This window comes from uncultured Sphingomonas sp., assembly GCF_964021865.1.
Taxonomy (GTDB): domain Bacteria; phylum Pseudomonadota; class Alphaproteobacteria; order Sphingomonadales; family Sphingomonadaceae; genus Sphingomonas.
Window position 1 is genome coordinate 1 of record NZ_CAXIAM010000050.1, and the last position, 22971, is coordinate 22971.

The window sequence follows — 22971 nt, forward strand, 5'->3', positions numbered from 1 at the left end:
GCATAGGGATCGCCGTTGCGGCGCAGGAAGGCGGCGACGTCGCCGGGCGTGTCCTTGATCGCGATCGCGTCGATCGGCACGCCTGCGGCCTTGAGCGTCAGCAATTGCGGTGCCTCGGCGACGCACGGCACGCACCAGCTCGCGAACACGTTGAGCAGTCGCGGGCTGCCCTGTTTGAAGTCAGCGCTTGCGAGGCCGGGCTTACCGGGGGCGATCGCGGGCAGGACGAAGTCGGGCAGCGGCCGCCCGACCAGCGCCGAGCGCACCGTGCGGTCGGCGGGCTGCCACAGTCCCCAGGCGATCACCGCGACGACGAGACCGAAGGCGCAGAGCGGCAGCCACACCAGCCAGCGCTTCACGCGTACGCCTCCGCACGCTGCCGCGTCCGCCACAGCCGGTATTGATGCCCGACCAGCGACAGCGCGCCGCCGATCGCGATCATCGCCCCGCCCAGCCAGATCAGTGTCACGAACGGCTTCCACCACAGCCGCACCTGCCAGCGCCCGTCGTCGCCGAGCGCACCGAGCACGGTATAGAGCTGCCCGTTCCACATCGTTGCGATCGCGCTTTCGTTGGTGGTCGTCACCGGCGTCGTGAAATAGCGGACCTGCGGGCGCAGCACGAAGCGCGCGCCGCTGTCGTCGGTGACCGCCAGCCGCCCTTCGAGCGCGCTCCAATTGTCGCTGACCAGCGGGCGCACGCCCTCCAGCCGGACGGTATAACCTGCGATCCGCGCCGGATCGCCGACCCCGACCGCGAGCAAGGTCTCCTGCGTATAGGCAGTGCTGATCGCCATCCCCGCCAGCGACACCGCAATCCCGAGGTGCGCGATCACCATGCCCCAGAGGTGCAGCGGCGCGCGTGCGAGGTTGCGCTTGGCGAGTGGCGCGACGCTTGCCACCGCCAGTCCGGCGGCAAGCGCGACCCCCGCCAGCGGCAGCACGCCGATCGGCCCACCGAGCAGGAACACGCCGACCCCGGCGAACAGCGCCGCGGCGATCGCGGGGAAGGCGCGCTGGATCAACGCTTCGGTTTCGTCGCGTCGCCAGCGCAGCAACGGCCCGACCGCCATCACCGCGACCAGCAGCAGCGCGATCGGCCCGGCGGTCGCATCGAAGAACGGCGGGCCGACCGACAGCTGGATATCGAACGCCGCCGCGACGATCGGATAGAAGGTGCCGATCAGCACGATGCCGAGGATCACGGCCAGCAACAGGTTGTTGGCAACCAGCGATCCCTCGCGGCTGAACGGCTCGAACAGCTTGCCCTGCCGGACGGTGCCGACCCGCGCGCCGAACAGCGCCAGCGCGCCGCCGATATAGAGCAGCAGCAGTACCAGGATGAAGCTCCCGCGCCGCGGATCGACCGCGAAGGCATGGACGCTGGTGAGGATGCCCGAGCGGACCAGAAAGGTGCCGATCATGCTCATCGAAAAGGCGACGACCGCCAGCATCACCGTCCACGCGCGCAGGCCGTCGCGGGTGGCGAGCACCGTCACCGAATGGAGCAGGGCGGTCGCGGCAAGCCACGGCATCACGCTGGCATTCTCGACCGGGTCCCAGAACCACCAGCCGCCCCAGCCCAGCTCGTAATAGGCCCAGTAGCTGCCCGCGGTGATGCCGAGCGTCAGGAAAATCCATGCCCCCAGCACCCACGGCCGCATCGCGCGCGCGAACGCCGGCCCGACATCGCGGGTGACGAGCGCGCCGACCGCGAAGGAGAAGGCGACCGACAGCCCGACATAGCCGGCGTAGAGCGTCGGCGGGTGGAAGGCGAGCCCTGGGTCCTGCAGCAGCGGGTTGAGCCCCGCGCCGTCGGGCGGCGCGGGGTTGAGCCGTGCGAATGGATTGGAGGCGAACAGCAGGAAGGCATAGAAGCCGAGCGCGATCGCCGCCTGCGCCGCCAGCGTCGCGACGAGGGTCGGCTGTGCGAGGCGGTGTTCGAACCTCGCGACCGCCGCGCCGGCGACGCCGAGGATCGTCACCCACAGCAGCATCGAACCTTCGTGATTGCCCCACGCGCCCGCGAATTTGTACAGCCACGGCTTCATCGAGTGGCTGTTGGCGGCGACCAGCGCGACCGACAGATCGGTGTCGAGGAAAGCGCGGATCAGCGCGCCCATCGCAACCGTGGCGAGCGCGCCCTGCACGATCGCGACCGCGCGGATCGCGCCGACCGCCTGCGGCAGGTCGCGCCGCAGCGCGAGGACGCCGAGCAACACCTGCAACGCGGCGAGCGCGGCGGCGAGCCAGAGGGCGGCCAGCCCGGTTTCGGCGGTCATGCGGGAAAACGCTGGTGAATCACCCGCCCGCCTTACGCCGGTTGGCGGGGGCGCGTCGAGACGTTCGCGGCTTTCGTCACGCCCGCCGTCATCCCCGACCCCGCTTCTTTGCTGCTGTGGAGCGGGGCCCCGATCAAGTCCTCGGCGACAGCCGCTTGGGTTCCACCCATCGCCACCAGCCCCTCTCTAATTTCGGCGAAGGCGGGAATCCAGACGCGCAAGTTTTCGAGAGAGCCGCCGACGTCGGAGGTTCTGGATTCTCGCCTTCGCGGGAATGACGCAACGGCGACGACGCGCGTTACAGCCGGCGGTGCTTTCCGCCATAATGCTGGCCGATGTAATCCTTGATCCGCGCCATCTCGGTCGCCGCAGCGCGGGTCGCCTCGGCGCAGCACGGCATGGGATCGCGCTCCGCCGCCGAGGCGCGCATCGCGACGCGTTCGCACAATGTCTCGACATCGGCGCGCGACAGCACGTTCTTCTCGCGCAGCACGCACAGCAATGTCTGGAGAATCACCAGGCTTTCTTCGCCTGCGCGCGCGTCCGGGGTGACCATGGCCCAATCCTCTCCGTCGTCTTTTCCACGACAGGGTACGCCGATCACCACCGGACGCAAGGGGCCTTAGCGATCGGCCGTCGCGGGCACCTCGCCCGCCAAACCACCGCCCAGCGCGCGGTAAAGCTCGATCAGGTTGTTCGCCTGCGTCAGCCGGGTGGTCACGAGCTGCTGCTGCGCCGAATAGGCGGTACGCTGCGCATCGAGCGAGGTCAGGAACGAGTCGACCCCGGCGCGGTAACGCGCGTCGGACAGCCGCGCCGCCACCGACGCCGCGTTGGCGCGCGCGCCCTGCGCGGACAGCTGCTCGCCGATCGTGCCGCGCTGCGCCAGCGCGTCGGCGACCTCGCGGAAGGCGGTCTGGATCGCCTTCTCGTACGTGGCGACCGCCGCCTCGCGCGATGCCTTGGCGTAATCGAGATTGCCGGCGTTGCGTCCGCCGTCGAACAACGGCAGCTGCACCGACGGCGCGGCATTGTAGTTGAACGTACCGCCGCCGAAGAGCCCCGACAAAGCGGTAGAGATCGTGCCGATCGTCGCGGTCAGCGAGATGCGCGGGAAGAAGGCCGCGCGCGCCGCGCCGATATTGGCGTTCTGCGCGATCAACTGGTGCTCCGCCTGTAAGACGTCGGGACGGCGCAGCAACACCGCCGACGACACGTCGCCGGGCAGCGCGTCGCGCGTGAAGGCGACGGTGCCGAGCGAATCGGGCAGCTGCTCCGCCGCGACGGTGGTACCGGCCAGCAGGTTGAGCGCATTCTGGTCGCGCGCGACCTGCGCGGTCAGGGTAGCGATGTCGTTGCGCGCGGCCTGATAATTGGTTTCGGCCTGACGCGCCTCCAGCTCGGAGGCGACCCCGATGCGGAACTGCGCGCTGGTGAGGCGCACCGTCTCCTCAAAGGTCTTGAGCGTCTCGCGGCTCAGCCGAAGCTGCTCCTGATCCGCGGCGAGTTGCAGCCATGCGCTCGCCACTTCGGCGATCAGGCTGATCCGCGCGCTGCGCTGCGCTTCCTCGGTCGCGAAATATTGCTCGAGCGCTGCGCGGTTCAGGTTGCGGACGCGCCCGAACAGATCGAGCTCGAACGCCGAGAAGCCGACATTGGCCGAATAGAACTGGATGTTCGACGAACTTTCGCCGACTGCCCCACCCGCCACGGCCCCACTGCCGCCGCCGGTGCCGCCCGTGCCGGTGCCGGTGCCAGTACCCGTGCCGATCCCGGTACCCGTTCCCGTCCCGGTGCCGCCGCTCGTGCCGGCACCTGCGGCGCCGATCGCGCCGAACAGGTTGTTGGTATAGGTGGCCGAGCCGGTGACGCCCGTGCTCGGCACGATCGACGAACGCTGGACGCGGTATTGCGCGCGCGCCTGGAGCACGTTGGCCGCCGCGACGCGCAGGTCGCGGTTGTTGGCCAGCGACGTCTCGATCACCTGCCGCAGCCGGGGATCGAGGAAGAAGTCGCGCCAGCCGATCTGCGTCACGTCGGGTGCGTCGGTGGCAGCGCGCGGGTACACGCCACCCTCTGGCAGGGCGACCGGCACCGCGCCGGTCGGGCGTTCGTATTTGGGTGCCATGTTGCACCCGGCGAGCGCGCTGGTCAGCGCCAGCGCGGCGAGGATCGTGGAACTCTTCACGTCAGGCTCCCTGAGGGGCGGTGTCGCCCGTGGGATGATCGTCATGGGCGGGCGCGTCGTCGTGCGGCTTATTTTCGTCCTTGCCGTGCCCGAACAGGCGCAGCACGACGACGAAGAACATCGGCACGAAGAAGATCGCCAGCACCGTCGCGGACAACATACCGCCCACCACGGCGCGGCCGATCGCATTCTGGCCACCGGCACCCGCGCCGGTCGACACCGCCAAGGGCATCACGCCGAACACGAAGGCGAGGCTGGTCATCAGGATCGGGCGCAGGCGCAGCTTGGCCGCCTCCACCGCCGCGTCAAAGGCGCTCATCCCTTCGGCGATCCGCTCTTCGGCGAATTCGACGATCAGGATCGCGTTCTTTGCGGACACGCCGATCGTGGTGATGAGCCCGACCTGCAGGTAGATGTCCTTGTTCAGCCCGGTCAGCCACGCCGCCAGCACCGCACCGATGATGCCAAGCGGGACCACCAGCAACACCGAGATCGGCACCGACCAGCTTTCGTACAGCGCGGCAAGGCACAGGAAGACGATCAGCAGCGACAGCCCGTAGAGCGCCGGCGCCTGCCCGCCCGACAGCCGTTCCTCATAGGACAGGCCGGTCCATTCCAGCGTCGTGCCCGGGGGCAGCTTCGCATGGATCTCCTGCAATGCCTCCATCGCGGCGCCGGTGCTCTGCCCCGGTCCCGGCGAGCCCTGAAGCTGCATCGCCGGCTGCCCGTTGTAGCGGGTCAACGAAACCGGCGCATTGGCCCATTCGAGCGTCGAGAAGGCGGTGAACGGCGCCATCTGGCCGTTCGCGCTGCGGACATACAGCTCACCGACATCCTCCGGCGACATACGATAAGGCGCGTCGTTCTGGACGTAGACGCGCTTCACGCGACCACGGTCGATGAAGTCGTTGATGTAGCCGCCGCCCCACGCGGTCGCGATCGTCGTGTTGACCGCCGACAGATCGAGACCGAGCGCGCGCGCCTTGTCCTCGTCGATCTTCACCTTGAGCTGCGGCGCATCCTCCAGGCTCAGCGGGCGGACCTGCGCCAGCCGCTTGTCCTGCGCGGCCATGCCGAGCATCATGTTGCGCGCCTGCACCAGCTTCTCGTGCCCGATGCCGCCGGTGTCGACCAGCTGCACGTCGAAGCCGGTGGCATTGCCCAGCTCCTGCACCGCCGGCGGGATCAGCGCGAAGATCAGGCCGTCCTTATATTGCGACAGCGCGCCCATCGCGCGGCCGACGATCGCCTGCGCGCGATTGTCGCCGCCCGAACGCTCTTCCCACGGCTTCAGGTTGACGAAGACGAGACCGGTGTTCTGCCCCTGACCCGCGAAGCTGAAGCCGTTGATCGTGAAGACGCCCTGGACGTTCTTGCCCTCCTGCTTCAGGAAGTGGTCGCGTGTGATCGCCAGCCCCTTGTCGGTGCGGGCGGTGCTCGCGCCCGCCGGACCCTGCACCAGCGCGATCACGAAGCCCTGGTCCTCGTCCGGCAGGAAGCCCGACGGCAACCGGATGAAGACGAGCGCCATCCCCGCGACGATCAGCAGATAGACGAGCAGCGAGCGCTTCCAGTGGCGTGCGGTGCTCTTCACCCCGCCCTCGTAGCGATGCTGCGCGCGGTCGAACTTGTCGTTGAACCAGCGGAAGAAGCGCGCCAACGGCCCGGTGCCCTCCTTCTTGTCCGGATCGTGCGGCTTCAAGATCGTCGCGCAGAGCGCCGGGGTCAGGATCAACGCGACTGCCACCGAGAGCACCATCGCCGAGACGATCGTGATCGAGAACTGGCGATAGATCACGCCGGTCGACCCGCCGAAGAACGCCATCGGCAGGAACACCGCCGACAGCACGAGGCCGATGCCGACCAGCGCGCTGCTGATCTCGTCCATCGACTTGCGCGCGGCTTCCTTCGGGGAAAGATGCTCGGTGACGATCAGGCGTTCGACATTCTCGACGACGACGATCGCGTCGTCGACCAGCAGGCCGATCGCCAGCACCATGCCGAACAGCGTCAGCGTGTTGATCGTGTAGCCGGCCAGCGCCATCACCGCGAAGGTGCCGAGCAGCACCACCGGCACCGCGATCGTCGGGATCAGCGTCGCGCGCCAGTTCTGGAGGAACAGGAACATGACCAGGAAGACGAGCACCACCGCCTCGATCAGCGTGTGGATCACCTGCTCCACCGACAGCCGCACGAACGGCGTGATGTCGTACGGATAGATGACCTTCACGTCGGGGGGCAGCGTCTTGCCGATCTCCGCCACGCGTGCCTTCAGCAGGTCGACGGTGTCGAGCGCGTTCGCGCCCGCCGCCAGCCTGACGCCGAAGCCCGAAGCCGGCTTGCCGTTATATTGCACATCGAAGCCGTAATTCTCGGCCCCGATCTCGATCCGCGCGACGTCGCGCAGCCGGACGACCGACCCTTCCGTCCCGGTCTTCAGCCGGATGTTGCCGAACTGCTCGGGGGTCTGAAGCCGCGACTGGACCGAAACGGTCGCGTTGAGCATCTGGTCCTTGGGCGCGGGCTGTGCGCCGATCTGCCCGGCAGAAACCTGCGCATTCTGCGCCTGCACCGCCGCGGTCACGTCGGCGACGGTCAGCGCGTAATTGTTGAGCTTGAGCGGATCGAGCCAGATGCGCATCGCATATTGCGAACCGAACACCTGCAGTTCGCCGACGCCGTTGATGCGGCTGACGGGATCCTGGAACTTCGACACGACCATGTCGGCCAGATCGTTGTTGCTGTGCGACCCATCGGTGGAGACGAGCCCGACGACCGCCAGGAAGCTGGCCGCCGACTTGGTCACCTGAATGCCCTGCCGCTGCACTTCCTGCGGCAGCAGCGGGGTCGCGGCCTGCAGCTTGTTCTGGACCTGCACCTGCGCGATGTCGGGGTCGGTGCCCTGCTCGAAGGTCAGCGTGATCGTAACGATACCGGCCGACGACGAGGACGACGAGAAATAGCGCAGATTGTCGATGCCCTTGAGCTGCTGCTCGATGATCTGCGTGGTGGTGCGCTCGAGCGTCTCGGCGTCGGCGCCCGGATAATTGGCGGTGATCGCGACCGCGGGCGGCGCGATCTCGGGGAACTGGGCGATCGGCAGGCTGCGGATCGCGATGATCCCCGCCAGCATCAGCACCATGGCGATGACCCATGCGAAGATGGGCCGGTCGATGAAGAAGCGCGACATGCGGCGTTACTTTCCCTGAGCCTGCTGGCCCTGCGGCTGTTGCCCCTGCGCAGGCGCGGCGTTCGGGTTGTAGGGCACGGCCTTCACCGCCATGCCCGGGCGCAGCATCATCGCGCCTTCCATCACCACCTTGTCCCCCGGGTTCAGCCCGGCGGTGACCAGCCAGTTCTCGCCGATCGTGCGCGATGTGGTGAGCTGGCGCGGCTGGAGCTTGCCATCGGCACCGACGACCATCACGCTGGGATTGCCACGCTCGTCGCGCGTCACCGCACGCACCGGCACCATGATCGCGTCGCTCTTGGTTCCCTCGACCAGCTCGGCGCGGACGTACATGCCGGGCAGCAACAGCCCCTTCGGGTTCGGGAACAGCGCGCGGATCGTCTGGGTACCGGTGTTCGGGTCGACGCTGACGTCGGCGAACTGCAGCTTGCCCTCGATCGGATAGACCGAACCGTCCTCCAGCCGCAGCCGGACGCGCGCCGCGGTGCCGCCGCGCGACAGATCGCCGGCGGCGAGCTGCTGACGCAGCTTCAGCAGGTCGGCGCTCGATTGCGAGACGTCGACGTAGATCGGATCGAGTCGCTGGATCGTGGTCAGCGGATTGGTCTGCGCCGCGCTCACCAATGCGCCGGTGGTCGTCACCGAACGCCCGATTCGACCCGAAATGGGCGCGCGGATCGTGGTCCGCGCCAGGTCGATCTGCGCCGAGCGCAGCGCCGCCTGCTGCGCGGCGACATCCGCCTGCGCCTGTGCGGCGGTGGTGACGGCATTCTCATAGTCCTGCCGCGCGATCGCGTTGATCTTGACCAGCTCGCCATAGCGGCGCTGGAGCGCCGCGCTCGAGGCGATCGCGGCACGCGCACGGGCCAGCGCGGCGCGCGCACTGGCGACCTGCGCCTGATAGGGCTGTGGATCGACGCGATAGAGCGGCTGCCCTTCGCGGACATAATCGCCCTCCGTGAACAGGCGGGCGGTGACGAGGCCGTTGACCTGCGGCCGCACCTCGGAGGTTTCGAAGGCGGTCGTCCGCCCCGGCAACGTGCTGGTCAGCGTCACCGCCTGTGGCTGCACCGTCACGACGCTCACCTGCGGCGGCCCGGCCGCGGGCCCGCCCGCCCCCTGTTGCTGCTGTTGCTGCGACTCGTTCCCGCCACCGCAGGCGGCAAGCGGCGCCAGCATCATCGCGGCGACCGCGAACCCCGTTTTCGGCCCCATTTTCGGCATGGACATCTCTTATGAAGTGTGTGAGTGATCGCTCACTCACGATTGCTGCTACTGCGAAGAGGTGGCAGCGTCAAGCTGGGAAGAACATGGTCGGCGCGAATTGATACAGGACTGTAAAGAAGGGTGTCCGAACACCGACACCACCTTCGCCCGCGACCGGAGCGGGAAAGCAAACGCACGTCGTGCAAAAATAGTTCAGGCGGCGCGGGAACTTTTTGCCGAGCACGGCTTCCACGCGACAAGCATGGCGAAACTGTCGGAACGCTCGGGCGTATTGGTCGGGCAGATCTATCGCGACTTCGCCAATAAGGAGGCGATCGTCGCCGCGCTGGTCGAGCACGATCTCGACGAGTTTCTGGCCGGTGACGAACTTTGTGCGGCACGCTGCACCTCCGATCGCTCGATGGTGCGCGACTGGATCGCGCGCTTCATCGCGTGCAACGAACTCAACGATACGCGACTGATCGCCGAGATCATGGCCGAGGCGAACCGTAATCAGCGGATCGCCGAGATCTTCGATGCGATGGACGATAGGCTGCGCGGGCAATTGGTGCGCGCGTTGAAGATCATCGTGCCGGCGGCGCGCGACGAGGGGCGGCTCGCACGGCTGGGCGAGTCGATCCTCATCATGGCCGGGGGGATGTGCCAGCGGCGCCTGATGAACGCGCGCTGCACCGATCCTGAAGTGCTCAAGCTGTTGATGGCCTTCATCGACAGCGAGATCGCCGCGATCGAGCGCGATCAGGGCTGAACCGCGCGCGAACCGCGACCATGACCCACGTTGCGACGCGCCGCCGACCGACTATGAGGCATCCGAACAAAGCGGGGACATGACGGGGTGGCAACGGCGATGAAGCTGGCCGATCTGGCAGCGATGGCAGGGGTTTCGACCGCGACCGTGTCGCGCGCGCTGTCGGGGCACCCGTCGGTCAGCAAGACCACGCAGGAGCGCATCCGCGCGCTGGCCCGCGAACATGGCGTTCGCCCCAACCAGCTCGCGCGCAATTTGCGGATGCGCAGCACCGGCGCGATCGCGCTCGCCATGCCGCTAGGCCATGCGCGCACCCAGCATCTGACCGACCCGTTCTTCCTCAGCTTGCTGGGTTTTCTCGCCGACCTGCTGGTAGATCGCGGATACGACATTCTGTTGTCGCGCGTGCTGCCCGAGAATGACGAGTGGCTCGACCGGCTTGTGGACAGCGGACGCGTCGATGGCGTGCTGCTGGTCGGGCAGTCGGACCAATATGACACGATCGAGCGCGTGGCCGCGCGCTATGCGCCGCTGGTGGTCTGGGGGGTCAATCGTCCGGGGCAAAAGCATCTGACGATCGGGTCGGACAATATCCTTGGCGGCCGGATCGCGGCAACGCATCTGCTCGGGCTAGGCCGCAACCGGCTGTTATTCCTCGGAGATCCCGCCCCTCCCGAGTTTGCGGATCGGCTGACCGGGTTCCGGGACGCAGCCGCGACGACGCCGGTAGAGGTGCTGTCGTGCGAGATGGACCCCGATGCGGTTCATGCCGCGGTGCGCGCGCGGCTGGCGCAGGGCGACGCACCCGACGCGATCTTCGCCGCCTCGGATGTCGCGGCGATGAGCGCGTTGCGCGCGCTGACCGAGGCCGGGCTCGACGTCCCCGGCAAAGTCGCGGTGGTCGGTTATGACGATGTCACGCTGGCGGCGCATACGTCACCGCCGCTGACGACGATCCGACAGGATCTGGTGACGGGCACCCGGCTGATGGTCGAAACGCTGCTCCGCCGGATCGCGGGAGAGCCCGCGACTAGCGCGATCGTCCCCCCCGAACTGATCATTCGCGCCTCCGCCTGACACGTCCGGCTCCACACCACAATCGTTTGCAGAAACATCTTTGCAATCGATTGCAGCATTGGTATGTCGCTGACATCAGGCTGTTCGGAAAGGACGGCTGCTCAGGAGAGGTTTTCGTGATGACGCTGCGTTTCCGCTTGCTCGCCTCAATCCCCGCGTTGCTGATCGCCGGTGCGGCGCACGCGCAAGTCCCGCAGGCCGATGCGGCCGCTGACCCGACCGAAGCGACTGTTTCCGAAGACATTGTTGTCACCGGGGTGGCGCAGGGGCGCAACCGGCTGGACACCTCAGTGTCGGTCAGCTCGCTCGACGCCGACCTGACCGCCAAGATTCCGCCACGTAACACCGCGGAAATCCTGCGCAATCTGCCCGGCGTCCGCGTCGAGGCGTCGGGCGGCGAGGGCAATGCCAATATCTCGGTGCGCGGCCTGCCCGTCGCGTCGGGCGGCTCGAAGTTCCTGCAATTGCAGGAAGATGGCCTGCCGGTCCTTGAGTTCGGCGATATCATCTTCGGCAACGCCGATATCTTCATCCGTAACGATCTGTCGCTCGCGCGGATCGAGTCGGTGCGCGGCGGATCGGCGTCGACGTTCGCGAGCAACTCGCCCGGTGGCATCATCAACTTCATTTCGAAGACCGGCGAGCAGGACGGGGGCTCGTTCCAGCTCTCCTCGGGCATCGACTATCGCGAATATAGGGCCGACTTTGCGTATGGCGGACACATCGATGCGCAAACCCGCTACGAATTGAGCGGTTTTTATCGCCTCGGTGACGGTCCGCGCGACGTCGGCTATGACGCGATGCGCGGCGGCCAGATCAAGGCCAACATCACGCGCGAGTTCGACCGCGGCTTCGTCCGCGTCTACGGCAAATATCTCGACGACCGCAGCATCGCCTACCTGCCCAACCCGGTGCGCGTGACCGGAAGCGACGGCGATCCGACGTACCAGAACATTCCCGGCTTCTCGATCAACGAGGATACGCTGCACAGCCGCTACATCGGGTCGGTGCTGACGCTGGACGGCAACAACAATCCGGTGCGCCGCAACATCGGCGACGGGATGCACCCGGTCGTCAAGTCGGTCGGGTTTGAAGGCCAGTATGAGATCGCCGACGGCTGGAACGTGACCGAGCGGTTCCGCTATTCGGATATCTCGGGCGACTTCGTCTCGCCCTTCCCGGCCGCGGTCGGCGATGCGCAGACCACCGCCAACGGCTTCGCCGGCGCAGGCGCGCAACTCTATTACGCCAGCGGCCCGCTGTCGGGGCAGCGGATCGCCAATCCGGGCACGGTCGGCGGCAACGGCCTGCTCGCCAGCGTCGTGCTGTTCGACGTCGACCTGAAGAGCCTGAACAACATCACCAACGACCTGCGGCTGAACGGCAAGGTCGCGCTGGGCGGCGGCGCGCTGTCGATCGCGGCCGGCATCTACAACTCGCGGCAGGACGTGAAGACCGACTGGCTGTGGACGTCGTTCTTCCAGACCGTGCAGGGCGACGGCCGTTCGGTGCTGGTCGACATCCGCAACGCCGCGGGCGTGTCGCAGACCGCGGGCGGCACGCTGTATTCGGCGTCGTTCTTCGGCAATTGCTGCCGCCGCAGCTACGACATGCGCTACACCACCAACGCGCCGTTTGCGCAGCTCGGCTTCGAGGTCGGGCGGCTGAACATCGACGGCAGCCTGCGCTACGATTTCGGATCGGCCAAGGGCAGCATCGCGGGCGACCTGCCCGGTGCGGTGACGACGCGCGCGCAGGACATCAACGGCGACGGCGTGCTCTCGGTCGCCGAGCAGACGGTCGGGTTCATCCCGAACAACCGCACCGGTATCGACTATGACTATAGCTACCTGTCCTATTCGGCGGGCGTGAATTACCGGCTCAGCGACACATTCGCCGCCTTCGCGCGCTACAGCCGCGGCGGGCGCGTCAACGCCGACCGGTTGCTGTTCGGGCCGACGATCGACACGACGACCGGCGGGCTGGTCGACGGCTCCAAGCCCTACGACTTCGTCAAGCAGGCCGAGGGCGGCGTGAAGTTCTCGTCCGGGCCGGTGGCGCTCTACGCCACGGTGTTCAACGCCAAGACGCAGGAAACCAACTATCTGCTGTCGCAGCAGCAATTCACCAGCCGCCGCTACGATGCGACCGGCGTCGAGCTGGAAGGTCGCTTCCGCCGCGGGCCGTTCTCGCTGACCGCCGCAGGCACCTATACCGATGCGAAGATCACCAGCGACGCGACCGATGCGACGCTGGACGGCAACCGGCCGCAGCGGCAGGCGGCGTTCGTCTATCAGGCGACCCCGCAGCTCGATTTCGGCCGCGTCAGCTTCGGCGCGAACGTGATCGGCACCACCTCCAGCTACACGCAGCCGGTCAACCAGTTGAAGATGCCCGCCTATACGCAGGTCAACGGCTTCGTGCTGGTGCGGGCGGCGGACAACATCAGCTTCAACCTGAACGCCAACAACATCTTCAACGTGAAGGGGATCACCGAGGCCGAGGATGCCGCGATCCCGTCGAACCAGCTGGTGCGGGCGCGGTCGATCAACGGGCGGACGATCGCGGCGTCGGTGCGGTTCGATTTTTGACAGACATCCGTTCGTCCTGAGGAGAGGCTGAGCTTGTCGAAGCCTCGTCTCGAAGGACCTGTGCTTCGAGACGGCATTTCGACTTCGCTCAATGCCTCCTCAGCACGAACGGGTCGGGTGATGAGCCACGAACGGGTAAGATGATGGACGACACGGGGTACCGCGGATCATGACCATGCAGCAGCGCCTCGAGGCGATCGCACCGCGGCTGCGTCGCCAGTTGGCGCGGCTCTATCCCGATCACGACGGCGACGCGCTGTGGGCGACGGTCGAGACGTTGCTCCGCACGCGCGCCGCCGAACGTTCGCCCGCGTTGCAGGCGCTCGACAGCGCGCGGGTCGCCGATCCCGACTGGTTCGTGCGCCCCGACATGCTCGGCTATTCGACCTATGTCGACCGCTTCGGCGGGACGGTGGAGGGGCTGACCGCGCATGTCGATCATCTCGAGACGCTCGGGGTGCGCTACCTCCACCTCCTCGCGCTGCTCAAGGCGCGCGCGGGCGACAGCGACGGCGGGTTCGCGGTCGCCGATTATCTGAGCATCGAGCCCCTGCTGGGCACAATGGCGGACGTCGAGCGGCTGGCCGAGCGGCTGCGCGCGGCGAAGATCAGCCTGTGCGTCGATCTCGCGCTCAACCACACCGCCGACGATCACGAATGGGCCAAAGCGGCGCGCGCGGGCGATCCCTTCTATCGCGACTTCTACATGGTGGTCGACGATGCCGAGGCGGCGGCGCGCAATGCCGAGCTGCCGCAGGTCTTCCCGACCACCGCGCCGGGCAATTTCACATATGTGCCGGACATGGGCGGCAACGTCTGGACGACCTTCTATCCATTCCAATGGGATCTGAACTGGCGCAACCCGCACGTCTTCGTTGCGATCCTCGACGTCGCGCTGCGGCTCGCCAATCACGGGTTCGAGGCGTTCCGGCTCGACAGCACCGCCTTCCTGTGGAAGCAGCCGGGCACGACGTGCCGCAACCTGCCGCAAGCGCATTATATTGTCCGGGCCCTGCGCGCCGCGCTCGACATCGTCGCGCCGGCGACCTTGCTGAAGGCGGAGGCGATCGTGCCCACCGCGTTCGTCCCGCCCTATTTCGGGATGGACGAGGGCGAGGGGTTCGAGCCCGAATGCCATCTGGTCTACAACAATTCGCTGATGGTCGCGGGCTGGGTCGGGCTGGCGGAGCGATCCGCGCAACTGCCCGCGGCGATCGTCGCGGCGAGCGGCGGGCTGCCGTCGGGGGCGAACTGGCTGAGCTATGCGCGCTGCCACGACGATATCGGCTGGGGCGCGGTGCTCGGCGACCTGCGCGCGATCGACCCGGCGCCCGAGACGCGACTGCGCGCCGCCGCCGCCTTCCTGCACGGCGCGGGCGACAGTTGGGCGCGCGGGGTGCCGTTCCAGTCGGACGGCGCGGCATTGCACGGCACCAACGGCACGCTCGCCTCGCTCGCCGGGCTGGAGGCGGCGCAGGACGATGATGCGCGCGAGGCGGCGTTGCGGCGCATCGCGCTGCTCAACGCGCTGTCGATCGCGAGTGGCGGGCTCGCCACGACCTATATGGGCGACGAGGCCGGGCTGCTGAACGACTACGATTATGCCGGCGATCCGGAGCTGGCGCACGAGGGGCGCTGGATTCATCGGCCGGCGATGGATTGGTGGGCGTTGGAGACGCCGGCGGCGCTGCGGATCAGCGGCGACCTTGTCGCCCTGCGCGACGCGCGGATCGCGAGCGGTGGGGCGGGTGCGCCGACGGTGATCGCGACGGGGAATGCGGCGTTGCTGGGCATTGCGTGCGGGCGCGACCGGGTGTTTCTCAATTTCGGCGATCGTGAGGTGGCGGTGACGCAGGCCGGGCGGGATCGGCTGAGCGGCGCGGTGGTCGATGCGGTGCCGGCTTGGGGGGTGGTGTGGCTGGAGGGGTGATAGCGGACCGGTGCTACGCTCGCACCACACCCGCCCCACCCTCGCCGTTCGTGCTGAGCTTGTCGAAGCACGTGCCCTGCAACCCGCCCTTCGACAAGCTCAGGACGAACGGAGGGTCTGTGGCTGGCAAGGTGAAGACTGGCCGGTGCTTCGCCCACGCGATGCTCGCCCCGCACCCGACGGTCGCGCCTCTTGCGGTGAGGTCGGAGGTTCTGGATTCCCGCCTTTGCGGGAATGACGGGAGGGGCGTGGCAGGCATCCCGCGCCTTTCCACAGGTGCCCGCCTCTCCCAAACAGGAGCCATGAGATGAGCAAGCCGCGCCTGTCGCTGGCCCGGATCGTCGAGATGAACCTCGGCTTCCTCGGGCTGCAATTCTCGTTCGGGCTGCAACAGGCCAATATGGCGCCGATCTATGGCTATCTCGGTGCCGACGAGGCCAGCCTGCCGCTGCTGTGGCTGGCAGGCCCGGTCACCGGGTTGCTCGTCCAGCCGCTGATCGGGGCGATGAGCGATCGGACCGATACGCGGCTCGGCCGCCGCACGCCCTATTTCCTGATCGGCGCGGTGCTGTGCAGCCTGTGCCTGTTCGCGATGCCGTACAGCCGCGCGCTATGGATCGCGGCCAGCCTGTTGTGGATCCTCGACGCCGCCAACAACGTGACGATGGAGCCGTATCGCGCCTATGTCGGCGACCGGCTCGCCGAGGATCAACGCGCGACCGGGTTCCTGACGCAATCGGCGTTCACCGGGCTGGCGCAGACGCTGTCGTATCTCGCGCCGTCGCTGCTGGTGTGGATCGGGTTCGACAAGGATGCGGTCGACGCCAACGGCATCCCAGACATCACCCGGATCGCCTTCCTGATCGGCGCGGTGCTGTCGCTGTCGACGATCCTGTGGTCGGTGTGGCGGGTGCCGGAATTGCCGCTCCCGCCCGAGGAGCAGGCGCGGCTGGCGGCGGAGCCGCTGACGCTGCGCGCGACGCTCGCCGATCTGAAGACGGCGCTGGTCGAGATGCCGAAGCCGATGCGGCAGCTGGCGCTGGCGATGCTGTGCCAATGGTATGCGATGTTCGCCTATTGGCAGTTCATCACCTTCGCGCTGGCGCGTTCGCTGCACGGCACCGTCGAGCCCGGAAGCGCCGCGTTCCGCGACACCGTGCTGACGGTCGGGCAATTGGGGGCGTTCTATAACGCGGTCGCGTTCGTCGCCGCGCTGGCGTTGATGCCGCTGGCGAAGCGATACGGCGCCAAGGCGGTCCATGCCTGCTGTCTCGCCGCGTCGGGCGCGGCGATGCTGGCGATCCCGGCCTTGCCGTCGGAGGGGTGGCTGTTCGTCGCGATGATCGGCATCGGCGTCGGCTGGGCGGGGATGATGGGCAATCCGTACATCATGCTGACCGGCATGATCCCGCCCGCGCGCAACGGGGTGTATATGGGCATCTTCAACATGTTCATCGTCATCCCGATGATGATCGAGAGCCTGTCGATCCCGCTATTCTATCGCAGCCTGCTGGGCGGCGATGCGCGCGGGGTGATCGTGCTGGGCGGGGTGCTGATGCTGGTCGGTGCGGTGGCGACCGTAATGGTCGGGCGTGGCGCGCGGGCGCGGGTGGTCGCGTAGCGCCCTGCCCTTACGCCGCCAATGCCACCTCGGTATCGCGTTGCGCCTGGCGGATCAGCCGCTCGGTCACCGCGCGCGCGCCCGCGCCGTCGCCGTTGGCGATCGCCTCGAACAAGGCGCGGTGGAGCGGGATCGGATCCTGATATCGCGCGGGCGTGCGATATTTGAAGAAGGTCGTCCAGCGCACCGCCGCGGCGATGCTGCTCGACAGACTGACCAGCAGCTCGTTGCGCGTCGCGTGCAGGATCGTCGCGTGGAAGCGCTGGTCGGCGCTCTGCCCCTCCTGCGTGCGCAGGCCGTGGATCGCCATGATCTCCAGCGCGTGCCCCATCCGCGACAGTTCGGCGGCGCTGCGCTGGAGCGCGGCCAGCTCGGCGGCGGCGGGCTCGACGATCAGGCGGAGCTGGAACAGGCTGCGCACGAAATCGAGCGACGGCGCGCCCTCGAACATCCATGCCAGCATGTCGGGATCGAGCAAATTCCAGTGCGCGCGGTCGCGCACCCGCGTCCCCGCCTTGGGCCGGCTTTCGACCAGCCCCTTGGCGCTGAGCATCCTGAGCGATTCGCGGATGACGCTGCGCGAGACGCCGAACTGCTCGGCCAGCTCCAGCTCGCCCGGCAAGGTGACGCTGGCCGGGTGTCGTCCGGTGACGATCGCGACGCCCAGGTCATGCGCGATCGTCACATGCGCCGGCCCGCGCCGCTCGCTTCTTCCCACGCTTCCCCCCGCTATCATGCCGCAGCTTAGGCGGATGCGCGTGGCAGGAGCAAGGCGCGGTTACTCGGCCCAGGCGAGCGCGCGGCGCAATTGGCCCGCGGCATCCTCGGTGAAGGGCCGGCCGTGCGCGAACACCACCCGCTCGGGCGCGAGCGCGACCAGCGTCGCCACCGCCGCGCGCAGGTCGCGCCCGCCGAAGCGCAGCACCGGGCGCAGGTAGCGCGGCGTCGTCCCCCACGCCCCGCCGCTCAGCCGCGCGATGAACGCGGTGATCGGCGGCAGCCGTTCGGGCTCCATGTGCTGGACGACGTCGGTGAGCACGAGCGTGCGCGAGGCGCGGTGGTGGAACCAGATTTCGTTGAACCCCGCCGCGCCCGCGATCTGCCCCTGATCGACCGCCTCGGCCCATTCGGGCGGCGGCACCGCGCCCAGCTCGCGGTCGATCCGCAATCCGCTGCGCTGGACCTGCCCGCGCTCGCCAAGCCCCGGTGCCGCCCAGAGCAACGCCTTGGGATAGGCGCGCTGCCACGCCGGCAGCCGCGTCCAGTGCGCGATGTTCGGGGCGATCAGATGCCGCACCACGCCCAGCTCGGCCAGCGCCGCCGCCAGCGCCGGGGTGAAACGCGTCGGCGAGTGGAGCATCAGCGAGCGGTCCGGGAGCCGCAGCACCGTCATCCGGATCGGCAGCGACAGGCCGGAGGCGATCATCGGGCCGCTGTCGACGATCCATACATCCTTGCCGAACGGCTTGGGGACGTCGAGCGGCGGGTAGCTGGCCGGCGCGTCGCTGCGCCGCTCGCGCGCCGCCAGCCAGGCGACCGCGCCGGCGGCGACCGCCGCGCCGCCCAGCGCGATCTTGGTGTTGCGGTCCATGGGTGAGCCTCCCTGTGCATCCGTCGATCGAGAGCCGCCAACGCCCGAGCAGCGCGATCGGTGGCACGGATACTGGCCAAGCGGCGCCGACGGCGGCATAGCCGCGCCGATGCAGCTTGTCGCCCAACGCGCCCATCTTTCGGCGCTCGCCGATGCCGACCGCCTGCGCACGCTCGCGCCGCGGCAGGGCATCGACCTGTCGTCGAACGACTATCTGGCACTATCGACCGCGCCGCGGCTGGTGGCGGCGGCGCAAGGAGCGCTGGCGCGCGGCGTCGCGCTCGGCTCGGGCGGATCGCGGCTGTTGCGCGGCAACGACGCCGAGCATGCGGCGCTGGAGGCCGAGGCGGCGGCGTTCTTCGGCGCGGAGTCGGCCCTGTCGTTCGGCTGCGGCTATGCGGCCAACACCGCCTTGCTGTCGTCGGTGCCGCAGCCCGGCGACCTGATCGTCCACGACGCGCTGGTCCACGCGAGTATGCACGACGGAATGCGGCTGGGGCGCGCGGCATCCGTCGCGGCGGCGCATGGCGACGCGCAGGCCGCCGACGACGCGATCGCGGCATGGCGCCGGGGCGGCGGCACCGGCACGCCGTGGATCGCGGTCGAGAGCCTCTACAGCATGGACGGCGACCTGACCGATATCGCCGCCTATCTGGCGGTCGCCGACCGGCACGAGGCGATGCTGGTCGTCGACGAGGCGCATGCCACCGGCGTGTGGGGCGAGAACGGACGCGGCGTGGCAGAGCCGTGGCACGGGCGCGAAAACCTCGTGACGCTCAACACGTTCGGCAAGGCGCTGGGCTGCGAGGGCGCGGTGCTGTGCGGGCCGGCGATCGTCCGCGACTTTCTGGTGGCGCGCGCGCGGCCGTTCATCTTCTCGACCGCGCCGTCGCCGCTGGGGGCGGCGGTGGCGCGCGAAAGCCTACGCATCGTCGCCGACGAACCCGGGCGGCGCGCGACGCTCCACGCGCTGATCGACGCGGCGCGGCGGCAGCTCGCCCCGCTCGGCGCGCGCGTCGAGTCGCAGATCGTGCCGCTGGTGATCGGTGAGGACCGCGCGGCGATGCGCGTCGCCGCGGCGGTACAGGCCGCCGGCTTCGACGTGCGCGGTATCCGCCCGCCGACCGTCCCGGCGGGCACCGCTCGGCTGCGGATCGCGCTGACGCTCCACGTCACCGAAGCGGAAATCGCCGCGCTGGCGGATGTGTTGAAGGAGGTGCTGCCATGACCGGCACGATCGTCGTCACCGGAACCGACACCGACGTCGGCAAGACGGTGTTCGCCGCCGCGCTGACCGTCGCGCTCGGCGCGCGTTACTGGAAGCCGGTACAGGCCGGGCTGGCGGACGGCAGCGATGCGAGCAGCGTCGTGCAGCTCGGGGTCGATCCGGCGCGGGTGCTGCCCGAGGCGTATCGGCTGAACACCCCCTGCTCGCCGCACCGCGCGGCCGAGATCGACGGCGTGACGATCGACCCCGCGCGATTGGCGCTGCCTGCGGGGGACGCGCCGCTGGTCGTCGAGGGCGCGGGCGGGGTGCTGGTGCCGCTGACCCGGCAGTGGTCGTTCGCGGATCAGGCCGCCGCCTGGGGGCAGCCGGTGGTGCTGGTCGCGCGCACCGCGCTGGGCACGATCAACCACAGCCTGTTGTCGATCGAGGCGTTGCGCACGCGCGGGGTGCCGCTGCTCGGCGTCGCGTTCGTCGGCGACGCGGTCGAGGACAGCGAGGCGGTGATCGCGGAGATCGGCAAGGTCCGCCGGCTGGGGCGGTTGCCGCGCCTCGCCGACCTGAACGCGGCGACGCTCGCCGCCGCCTTCGCCGCGCATTTCGATATCGAGGATTTCCGGTGAGTTCGGTCTGGCATCCCTTCACCCAGCACGGGCTACAGGAGCCGATTCCGTGCGTCGTGCGCGGCGAGGGCGCGGTGCTGCACACTGCCGACGGGCGACGCGTCATCGATGCGATTTCGTCATGGTGGGTGACGACGCACGGCCATGCGCACCCAAAGATCGCGGCGGCGATCCGCGCACAGGCGGAACGGCTCGACCAGATGATCTTCGCCGGCTGGACGCACGAACCCGCCGAGGAGGTCGCCGCCGGGTTGCGCGCGATGATGCCGCCGTCGCTGACGCGGGTATTCTTCTCTGATTCGGGATCGACCAGCGTCGAGGTCGCGCTGAAGATGGCGCTCGGCTATTGGCTGGCGAAGGGCGAGCCGCGCCACCGCATCCTCGTCATGGAACATGGCTATCACGGCGACACGATCGGCGCGATGTCGGTCGGGCAGCGCGGCGTCTTCAACCGCGCCTATGCGCCGCTGTTGTTCGATGTCGAGACGATCCCGTTCCCGGCGGCCGGCGCGGCGCAAGCGACGCTCGACGCGCTCGACCGCGCCTGTGCGGCGGGCGCGGCGGCGTTCATCGTCGAGCCTTTGGTGCTCGGCGCCGGCGGGATGCTGTTCTATTCGCCCGACACGCTGCGGCAGATGCGCGCGATCTGCGCGCGGCACGGCGTGCTGTTCATCGCCGATGAGGTGATGACCGGCTGGGGCCGCACCGGCACGCTGCTGGCGTGCGAACAGGCGGGCGTTGCGCCGGATATCCTGTGTCTGTCGAAGGGGCTGACCGGGGGGGCGCTGCCGCTGGCGGTGACGATGGCGAGCGAGCCGATCTTCGAAGCGCATTGGTCGACCGATCGCGCAAAGATGTTCTTCCACTCCTCCAGCTACACCGCCAACCCGATCGCCTGCGCTGCCGCCGCCGCCAATCTGGCGATCTGGCGCGAGGAGCCGGTGCTGGAGCGGGTCGCGCAGCTCGGCGCGGCGCAGGCGGCGCGGCTTGGCAAGCTCGACGGCATCCGGAACCCGCGTGTGCTGGGCACGATCGCGGCGTTCGAGATCGGCGCGGGCGAGGGCTATCTCTCCGACATCGCGCCGCGCCTGATGGCGGCGTTCCGCGAACGCGACGTGCTGCTGCGGCCGCTGGGCGACACGCTCTACGTCATGCCGCCCTATTGCATCGGCGACGACGACCTCGACCGTATCTATTTCGCGATTTCCGAGGTGTTGGCACGCCACCGATAACGCGGATGTGCGTTGGGGAAGCATGAACGATCTTTCCCGCCATCGCTCCGTCGCGTCGATCCTGTGGCGTCGCTGGCGTGGCTGGTGGTCCGACCATCGCGCGATCGCGCGCGAGCGGGCGGCGGCGCTGGAGGCCAAGGCGCGCGAGGCGCTGTCGTTAGGCGAGGCGCAGCGGCTCGCGATGGAGGCCGCGGCGCTGCGGGAGGTGGCCGACGGCGCGGGGCGGCGCAAGGGGACCATTCCGTTGCTGCGCAACTGACGCAGCGCGCCTAGACTGCCCCGCAACAGGGGAGGATCCATGACCGCGACGCCCGACGTGCCGGTGCTGCACGGCTATTTCCGCTCGACCGCCGCCTATCGCGTGCGGATCGCGCTCAACCTCAAGCGCGTGGCGTGGCGCGACGCCTTCCACCATCTGCGCCACGGTGCGCAGCGTGCGCCCGATTACCTGCGCATCAACCCGCAGGGCTTGGTGCCGGCGCTCGAATGGGACGGCGCGGTGCTGACGCAGAGCCTCGCGATCTGCGAGTATCTCGATGAGCGTGTGCCTGCGCCGCCGCTGCTGCCCGCCGATCCGGTCGCGCGTGCCCAGGTGCGGGCATTCGCGCAGGTGATCGCGTGCGACACGCATCCGGTGCAGAATCTGCGCGTGCTGCAACGGCTGCGCGCCGCCGGGCTGGGCGAAGCCGCGGTCAACGGCTGGGCGCGCGACACGATCGCCGAGGGGCTGGCGGCGTGCGCGGCGCTGATCGCAGGCGGGCAAGGGCCGTATTGCTTCGGCGAGGCGGTGACGCTCGCCGATCTGTGCCTGATCCCGCAGCTGGTGAACGCCCGGCGCTTCGGGGTAGCGCCGGAATGGCCGCGGTTGCTGGCGATCGAGGCCGCCTGTCTGGCGCTCCCGGCATTCGCGGACGCGGCACCGGAGCGACAGCCCGACGCCGAGTGATGTTATTCGTTCACGCGGAGGCGCGGAGACGTTCCGCCCGGCGCCGCAGGCAGGCACGAAACGACGCCCCCTCTCTGCGCCTCCGCGCCTCTGCGCGAGATATTTGCGCGCGAAGACGCGAAGACGCGAAGCTGTCGAGTGCGCGGCATCGTGCCGTTTTCACCACCTCTTCGCGGCTTCGCGGCTTCGCGTGGATCATTGAGTTCGCGCAGAGCACGCAAAGGGCGCGGAGAGGCGGTGCGCGGTGTGATGGTCCGCGGCAGCAACCACCGGCATCCCGGTGGCGAGCAGGAGCCTGCCTGCGGCGCAACCTCTCCGCGTCCTCTGCGTGCTCTGCGCGAACATGATCTCACGCGAAGCCGCGAAGACGCGAAGCTGTCGGATGCGCCGCACCGTGGTGCTTCCACCACCTCTTCGCGGCTTCGCGTCTTCGCGTGAACCCGCCCGTCAGTGGTTGTCGCGCGGCAGCCCCATCGTCTGCGCGATGCGCTGGTACTTTTC

The 22971-nt window shown here is 68.7% G+C and carries 18 protein-coding genes; 10 read left to right on the plus strand and 8 right to left on the minus strand.

Annotation, left to right across the window (positions count from 1 at the left end; genetic code table 11):
- The 6 genes from AADI75_RS12575 to AADI75_RS12600 form a co-directional block, all read right to left on the minus strand.
- Positions 1–359 (minus strand): redoxin family protein (locus tag AADI75_RS12575; protein WP_341209362.1); only part of this gene is annotated, 359 nt, incomplete at its 3' end.
- Positions 356–2281, minus strand: coding sequence for a heme lyase CcmF/NrfE family subunit (locus AADI75_RS12580; protein ID WP_341209363.1), 1926 nt, complete (start codon positions 2279–2281; stop codon positions 356–358). The genes AADI75_RS12575 and AADI75_RS12580, both read right to left, overlap by 4 nt.
- Before the next feature lie 298 nt (positions 2282–2579).
- A complete protein-coding gene (locus AADI75_RS12585; protein WP_341209364.1) occupies positions 2580–2837 on the minus strand; it encodes a hypothetical protein in 258 nt (85 codons plus the stop codon).
- 66 nt (positions 2838–2903) lie between these two features.
- Positions 2904–4409, minus strand: a complete 1506-nt coding sequence (locus tag AADI75_RS12590) for an efflux transporter outer membrane subunit (RefSeq protein ID WP_341209379.1) — start codon at positions 4407–4409, stop codon at positions 2904–2906.
- Between the two features lie 61 nt (positions 4410–4470).
- The gene (locus tag AADI75_RS12595) at positions 4471–7659 is read right to left on the minus strand and encodes an efflux RND transporter permease subunit (protein ID WP_341209365.1); all 3189 of its coding nucleotides are present in this window, start codon (positions 7657–7659) and stop codon (positions 4471–4473) included.
- A 6-nt stretch (positions 7660–7665) separates the two neighbouring features.
- The gene (locus AADI75_RS12600; RefSeq protein ID WP_341209366.1) at positions 7666–8883 is read right to left on the minus strand and encodes an efflux RND transporter periplasmic adaptor subunit; all 1218 of its coding nucleotides are present in this window, start codon (positions 8881–8883) and stop codon (positions 7666–7668) included.
- Positions 8884–8944: 61 nt separating this feature from the next.
- On the opposite strand from AADI75_RS12600, the gene AADI75_RS12605 reads away from it, so the two are divergent.
- From AADI75_RS12605 to AADI75_RS12625, 5 genes are all read left to right on the plus strand, one after another.
- Positions 8945–9634 (plus strand): TetR/AcrR family transcriptional regulator, encoded by a 690-nt coding sequence (locus tag AADI75_RS12605; RefSeq protein WP_341209367.1) that lies wholly within the window; start codon positions 8945–8947, stop codon positions 9632–9634.
- A gap of 99 nt (positions 9635–9733) precedes the next feature.
- Positions 9734–10711, plus strand: a complete 978-nt coding sequence (locus AADI75_RS12610) for a substrate-binding domain-containing protein (protein WP_341209368.1) — start codon at positions 9734–9736, stop codon at positions 10709–10711.
- Between the two features lie 119 nt (positions 10712–10830).
- Positions 10831–13302: a TonB-dependent receptor gene (locus AADI75_RS12615; RefSeq protein WP_341209369.1), complete on the plus strand. Its 2472-nt coding sequence runs from the start codon at positions 10831–10833 to the stop codon at positions 13300–13302.
- Between the two features lie 175 nt (positions 13303–13477).
- Positions 13478–15232, plus strand: coding sequence for an alpha-amylase family glycosyl hydrolase (locus AADI75_RS12620; RefSeq protein ID WP_341209370.1), 1755 nt, complete (start codon positions 13478–13480; stop codon positions 15230–15232).
- Between the two features lie 307 nt (positions 15233–15539).
- The gene (locus tag AADI75_RS12625; protein WP_341209371.1) at positions 15540–16853 is read left to right on the plus strand and encodes an MFS transporter; all 1314 of its coding nucleotides are present in this window, start codon (positions 15540–15542) and stop codon (positions 16851–16853) included.
- Between the two features lie 10 nt (positions 16854–16863).
- Here the strand turns inward: AADI75_RS12625 and AADI75_RS12630 are convergent, their stop codons facing one another.
- Positions 16864–17538 carry a FadR/GntR family transcriptional regulator gene (locus AADI75_RS12630; RefSeq protein ID WP_341209372.1) on the minus strand — a complete coding sequence of 225 codons (675 nt, stop codon included), beginning with the start codon at positions 17536–17538 and terminating at the stop codon, positions 16864–16866.
- Between the two features lie 93 nt (positions 17539–17631).
- Entirely contained in the window at positions 17632–18444 is an 813-nt protein-coding gene (locus AADI75_RS12635) for a DUF4336 domain-containing protein (protein ID WP_341209373.1), read from the minus strand.
- Between the two features lie 109 nt (positions 18445–18553).
- Here AADI75_RS12635 and AADI75_RS12640 point away from each other — a divergent pair, with 109 nt between their 5' ends.
- The 5 genes from AADI75_RS12640 to maiA are packed head-to-tail and all read left to right on the plus strand — an operon-like array spanning position 18554 to position 22470.
- Complete coding sequence (locus tag AADI75_RS12640) at positions 18554–19672, plus strand: 8-amino-7-oxononanoate synthase (protein ID WP_341209374.1); 1119 nt, start codon at positions 18554–18556, stop codon at positions 19670–19672.
- Positions 19669–20292 (plus strand): dethiobiotin synthase, encoded by a 624-nt coding sequence (gene bioD, locus AADI75_RS12645; protein ID WP_341209375.1) that lies wholly within the window; start codon positions 19669–19671, stop codon positions 20290–20292. Before AADI75_RS12640 ends, bioD begins: the two co-directional genes overlap by 4 nt.
- Positions 20289–21524 (plus strand): adenosylmethionine--8-amino-7-oxononanoate transaminase, encoded by a 1236-nt coding sequence (locus AADI75_RS12650; RefSeq protein WP_341209376.1) that lies wholly within the window; start codon positions 20289–20291, stop codon positions 21522–21524. Before bioD ends, AADI75_RS12650 begins: the two co-directional genes overlap by 4 nt.
- Before the next feature lie 22 nt (positions 21525–21546).
- Positions 21547–21783: a hypothetical protein gene (locus AADI75_RS12655; protein WP_341209377.1), complete on the plus strand. Its 237-nt coding sequence runs from the start codon at positions 21547–21549 to the stop codon at positions 21781–21783.
- A 39-nt stretch (positions 21784–21822) separates the two neighbouring features.
- The gene (gene maiA, locus AADI75_RS12660; protein ID WP_341209378.1) at positions 21823–22470 is read left to right on the plus strand and encodes a maleylacetoacetate isomerase; all 648 of its coding nucleotides are present in this window, start codon (positions 21823–21825) and stop codon (positions 22468–22470) included.
- Positions 22471–22971 lie beyond the last annotated feature (501 nt).

Coding starts and splice junctions, on each gene's coding strand:
- AADI75_RS12635 (WP_341209373.1), bottom strand. CDS start 18,444: ATGGACCGCAACACCAAGATCGCGCTGGGCGGCGCGGCGGTCGCCGCC.
- AADI75_RS12585 (WP_341209364.1), bottom strand. CDS start 2,837: ATGGTCACCCCGGACGCGCGCGCAGGCGAAGAAAGCCTGGTGATTCTC.
- AADI75_RS12590 (WP_341209379.1), bottom strand. CDS start 4,409: ATGGCACCCAAATACGAACGCCCGACCGGCGCGGTGCCGGTCGCCCTG.
- AADI75_RS12595 (WP_341209365.1), bottom strand. CDS start 7,659: ATGTCGCGCTTCTTCATCGACCGGCCCATCTTCGCATGGGTCATCGCC.
- AADI75_RS12615 (WP_341209369.1), top strand. CDS start 10,831: ATGACGCTGCGTTTCCGCTTGCTCGCCTCAATCCCCGCGTTGCTGATC.
- AADI75_RS12640 (WP_341209374.1), top strand. CDS start 18,554: ATGCAGCTTGTCGCCCAACGCGCCCATCTTTCGGCGCTCGCCGATGCC.
- AADI75_RS12610 (WP_341209368.1), top strand. CDS start 9,734: ATGAAGCTGGCCGATCTGGCAGCGATGGCAGGGGTTTCGACCGCGACC.
- bioD (WP_341209375.1), top strand. CDS start 19,669: ATGACCGGCACGATCGTCGTCACCGGAACCGACACCGACGTCGGCAAG.
- maiA (WP_341209378.1), top strand. CDS start 21,823: ATGACCGCGACGCCCGACGTGCCGGTGCTGCACGGCTATTTCCGCTCG.
- AADI75_RS12580 (WP_341209363.1), bottom strand. CDS start 2,281: ATGACCGCCGAAACCGGGCTGGCCGCCCTCTGGCTCGCCGCCGCGCTC.
- AADI75_RS12625 (WP_341209371.1), top strand. CDS start 15,540: ATGAGCAAGCCGCGCCTGTCGCTGGCCCGGATCGTCGAGATGAACCTC.
- AADI75_RS12620 (WP_341209370.1), top strand. CDS start 13,478: ATGCAGCAGCGCCTCGAGGCGATCGCACCGCGGCTGCGTCGCCAGTTG.
- AADI75_RS12600 (WP_341209366.1), bottom strand. CDS start 8,883: ATGCCGAAAATGGGGCCGAAAACGGGGTTCGCGGTCGCCGCGATGATG.
- AADI75_RS12655 (WP_341209377.1), top strand. CDS start 21,547: ATGAACGATCTTTCCCGCCATCGCTCCGTCGCGTCGATCCTGTGGCGT.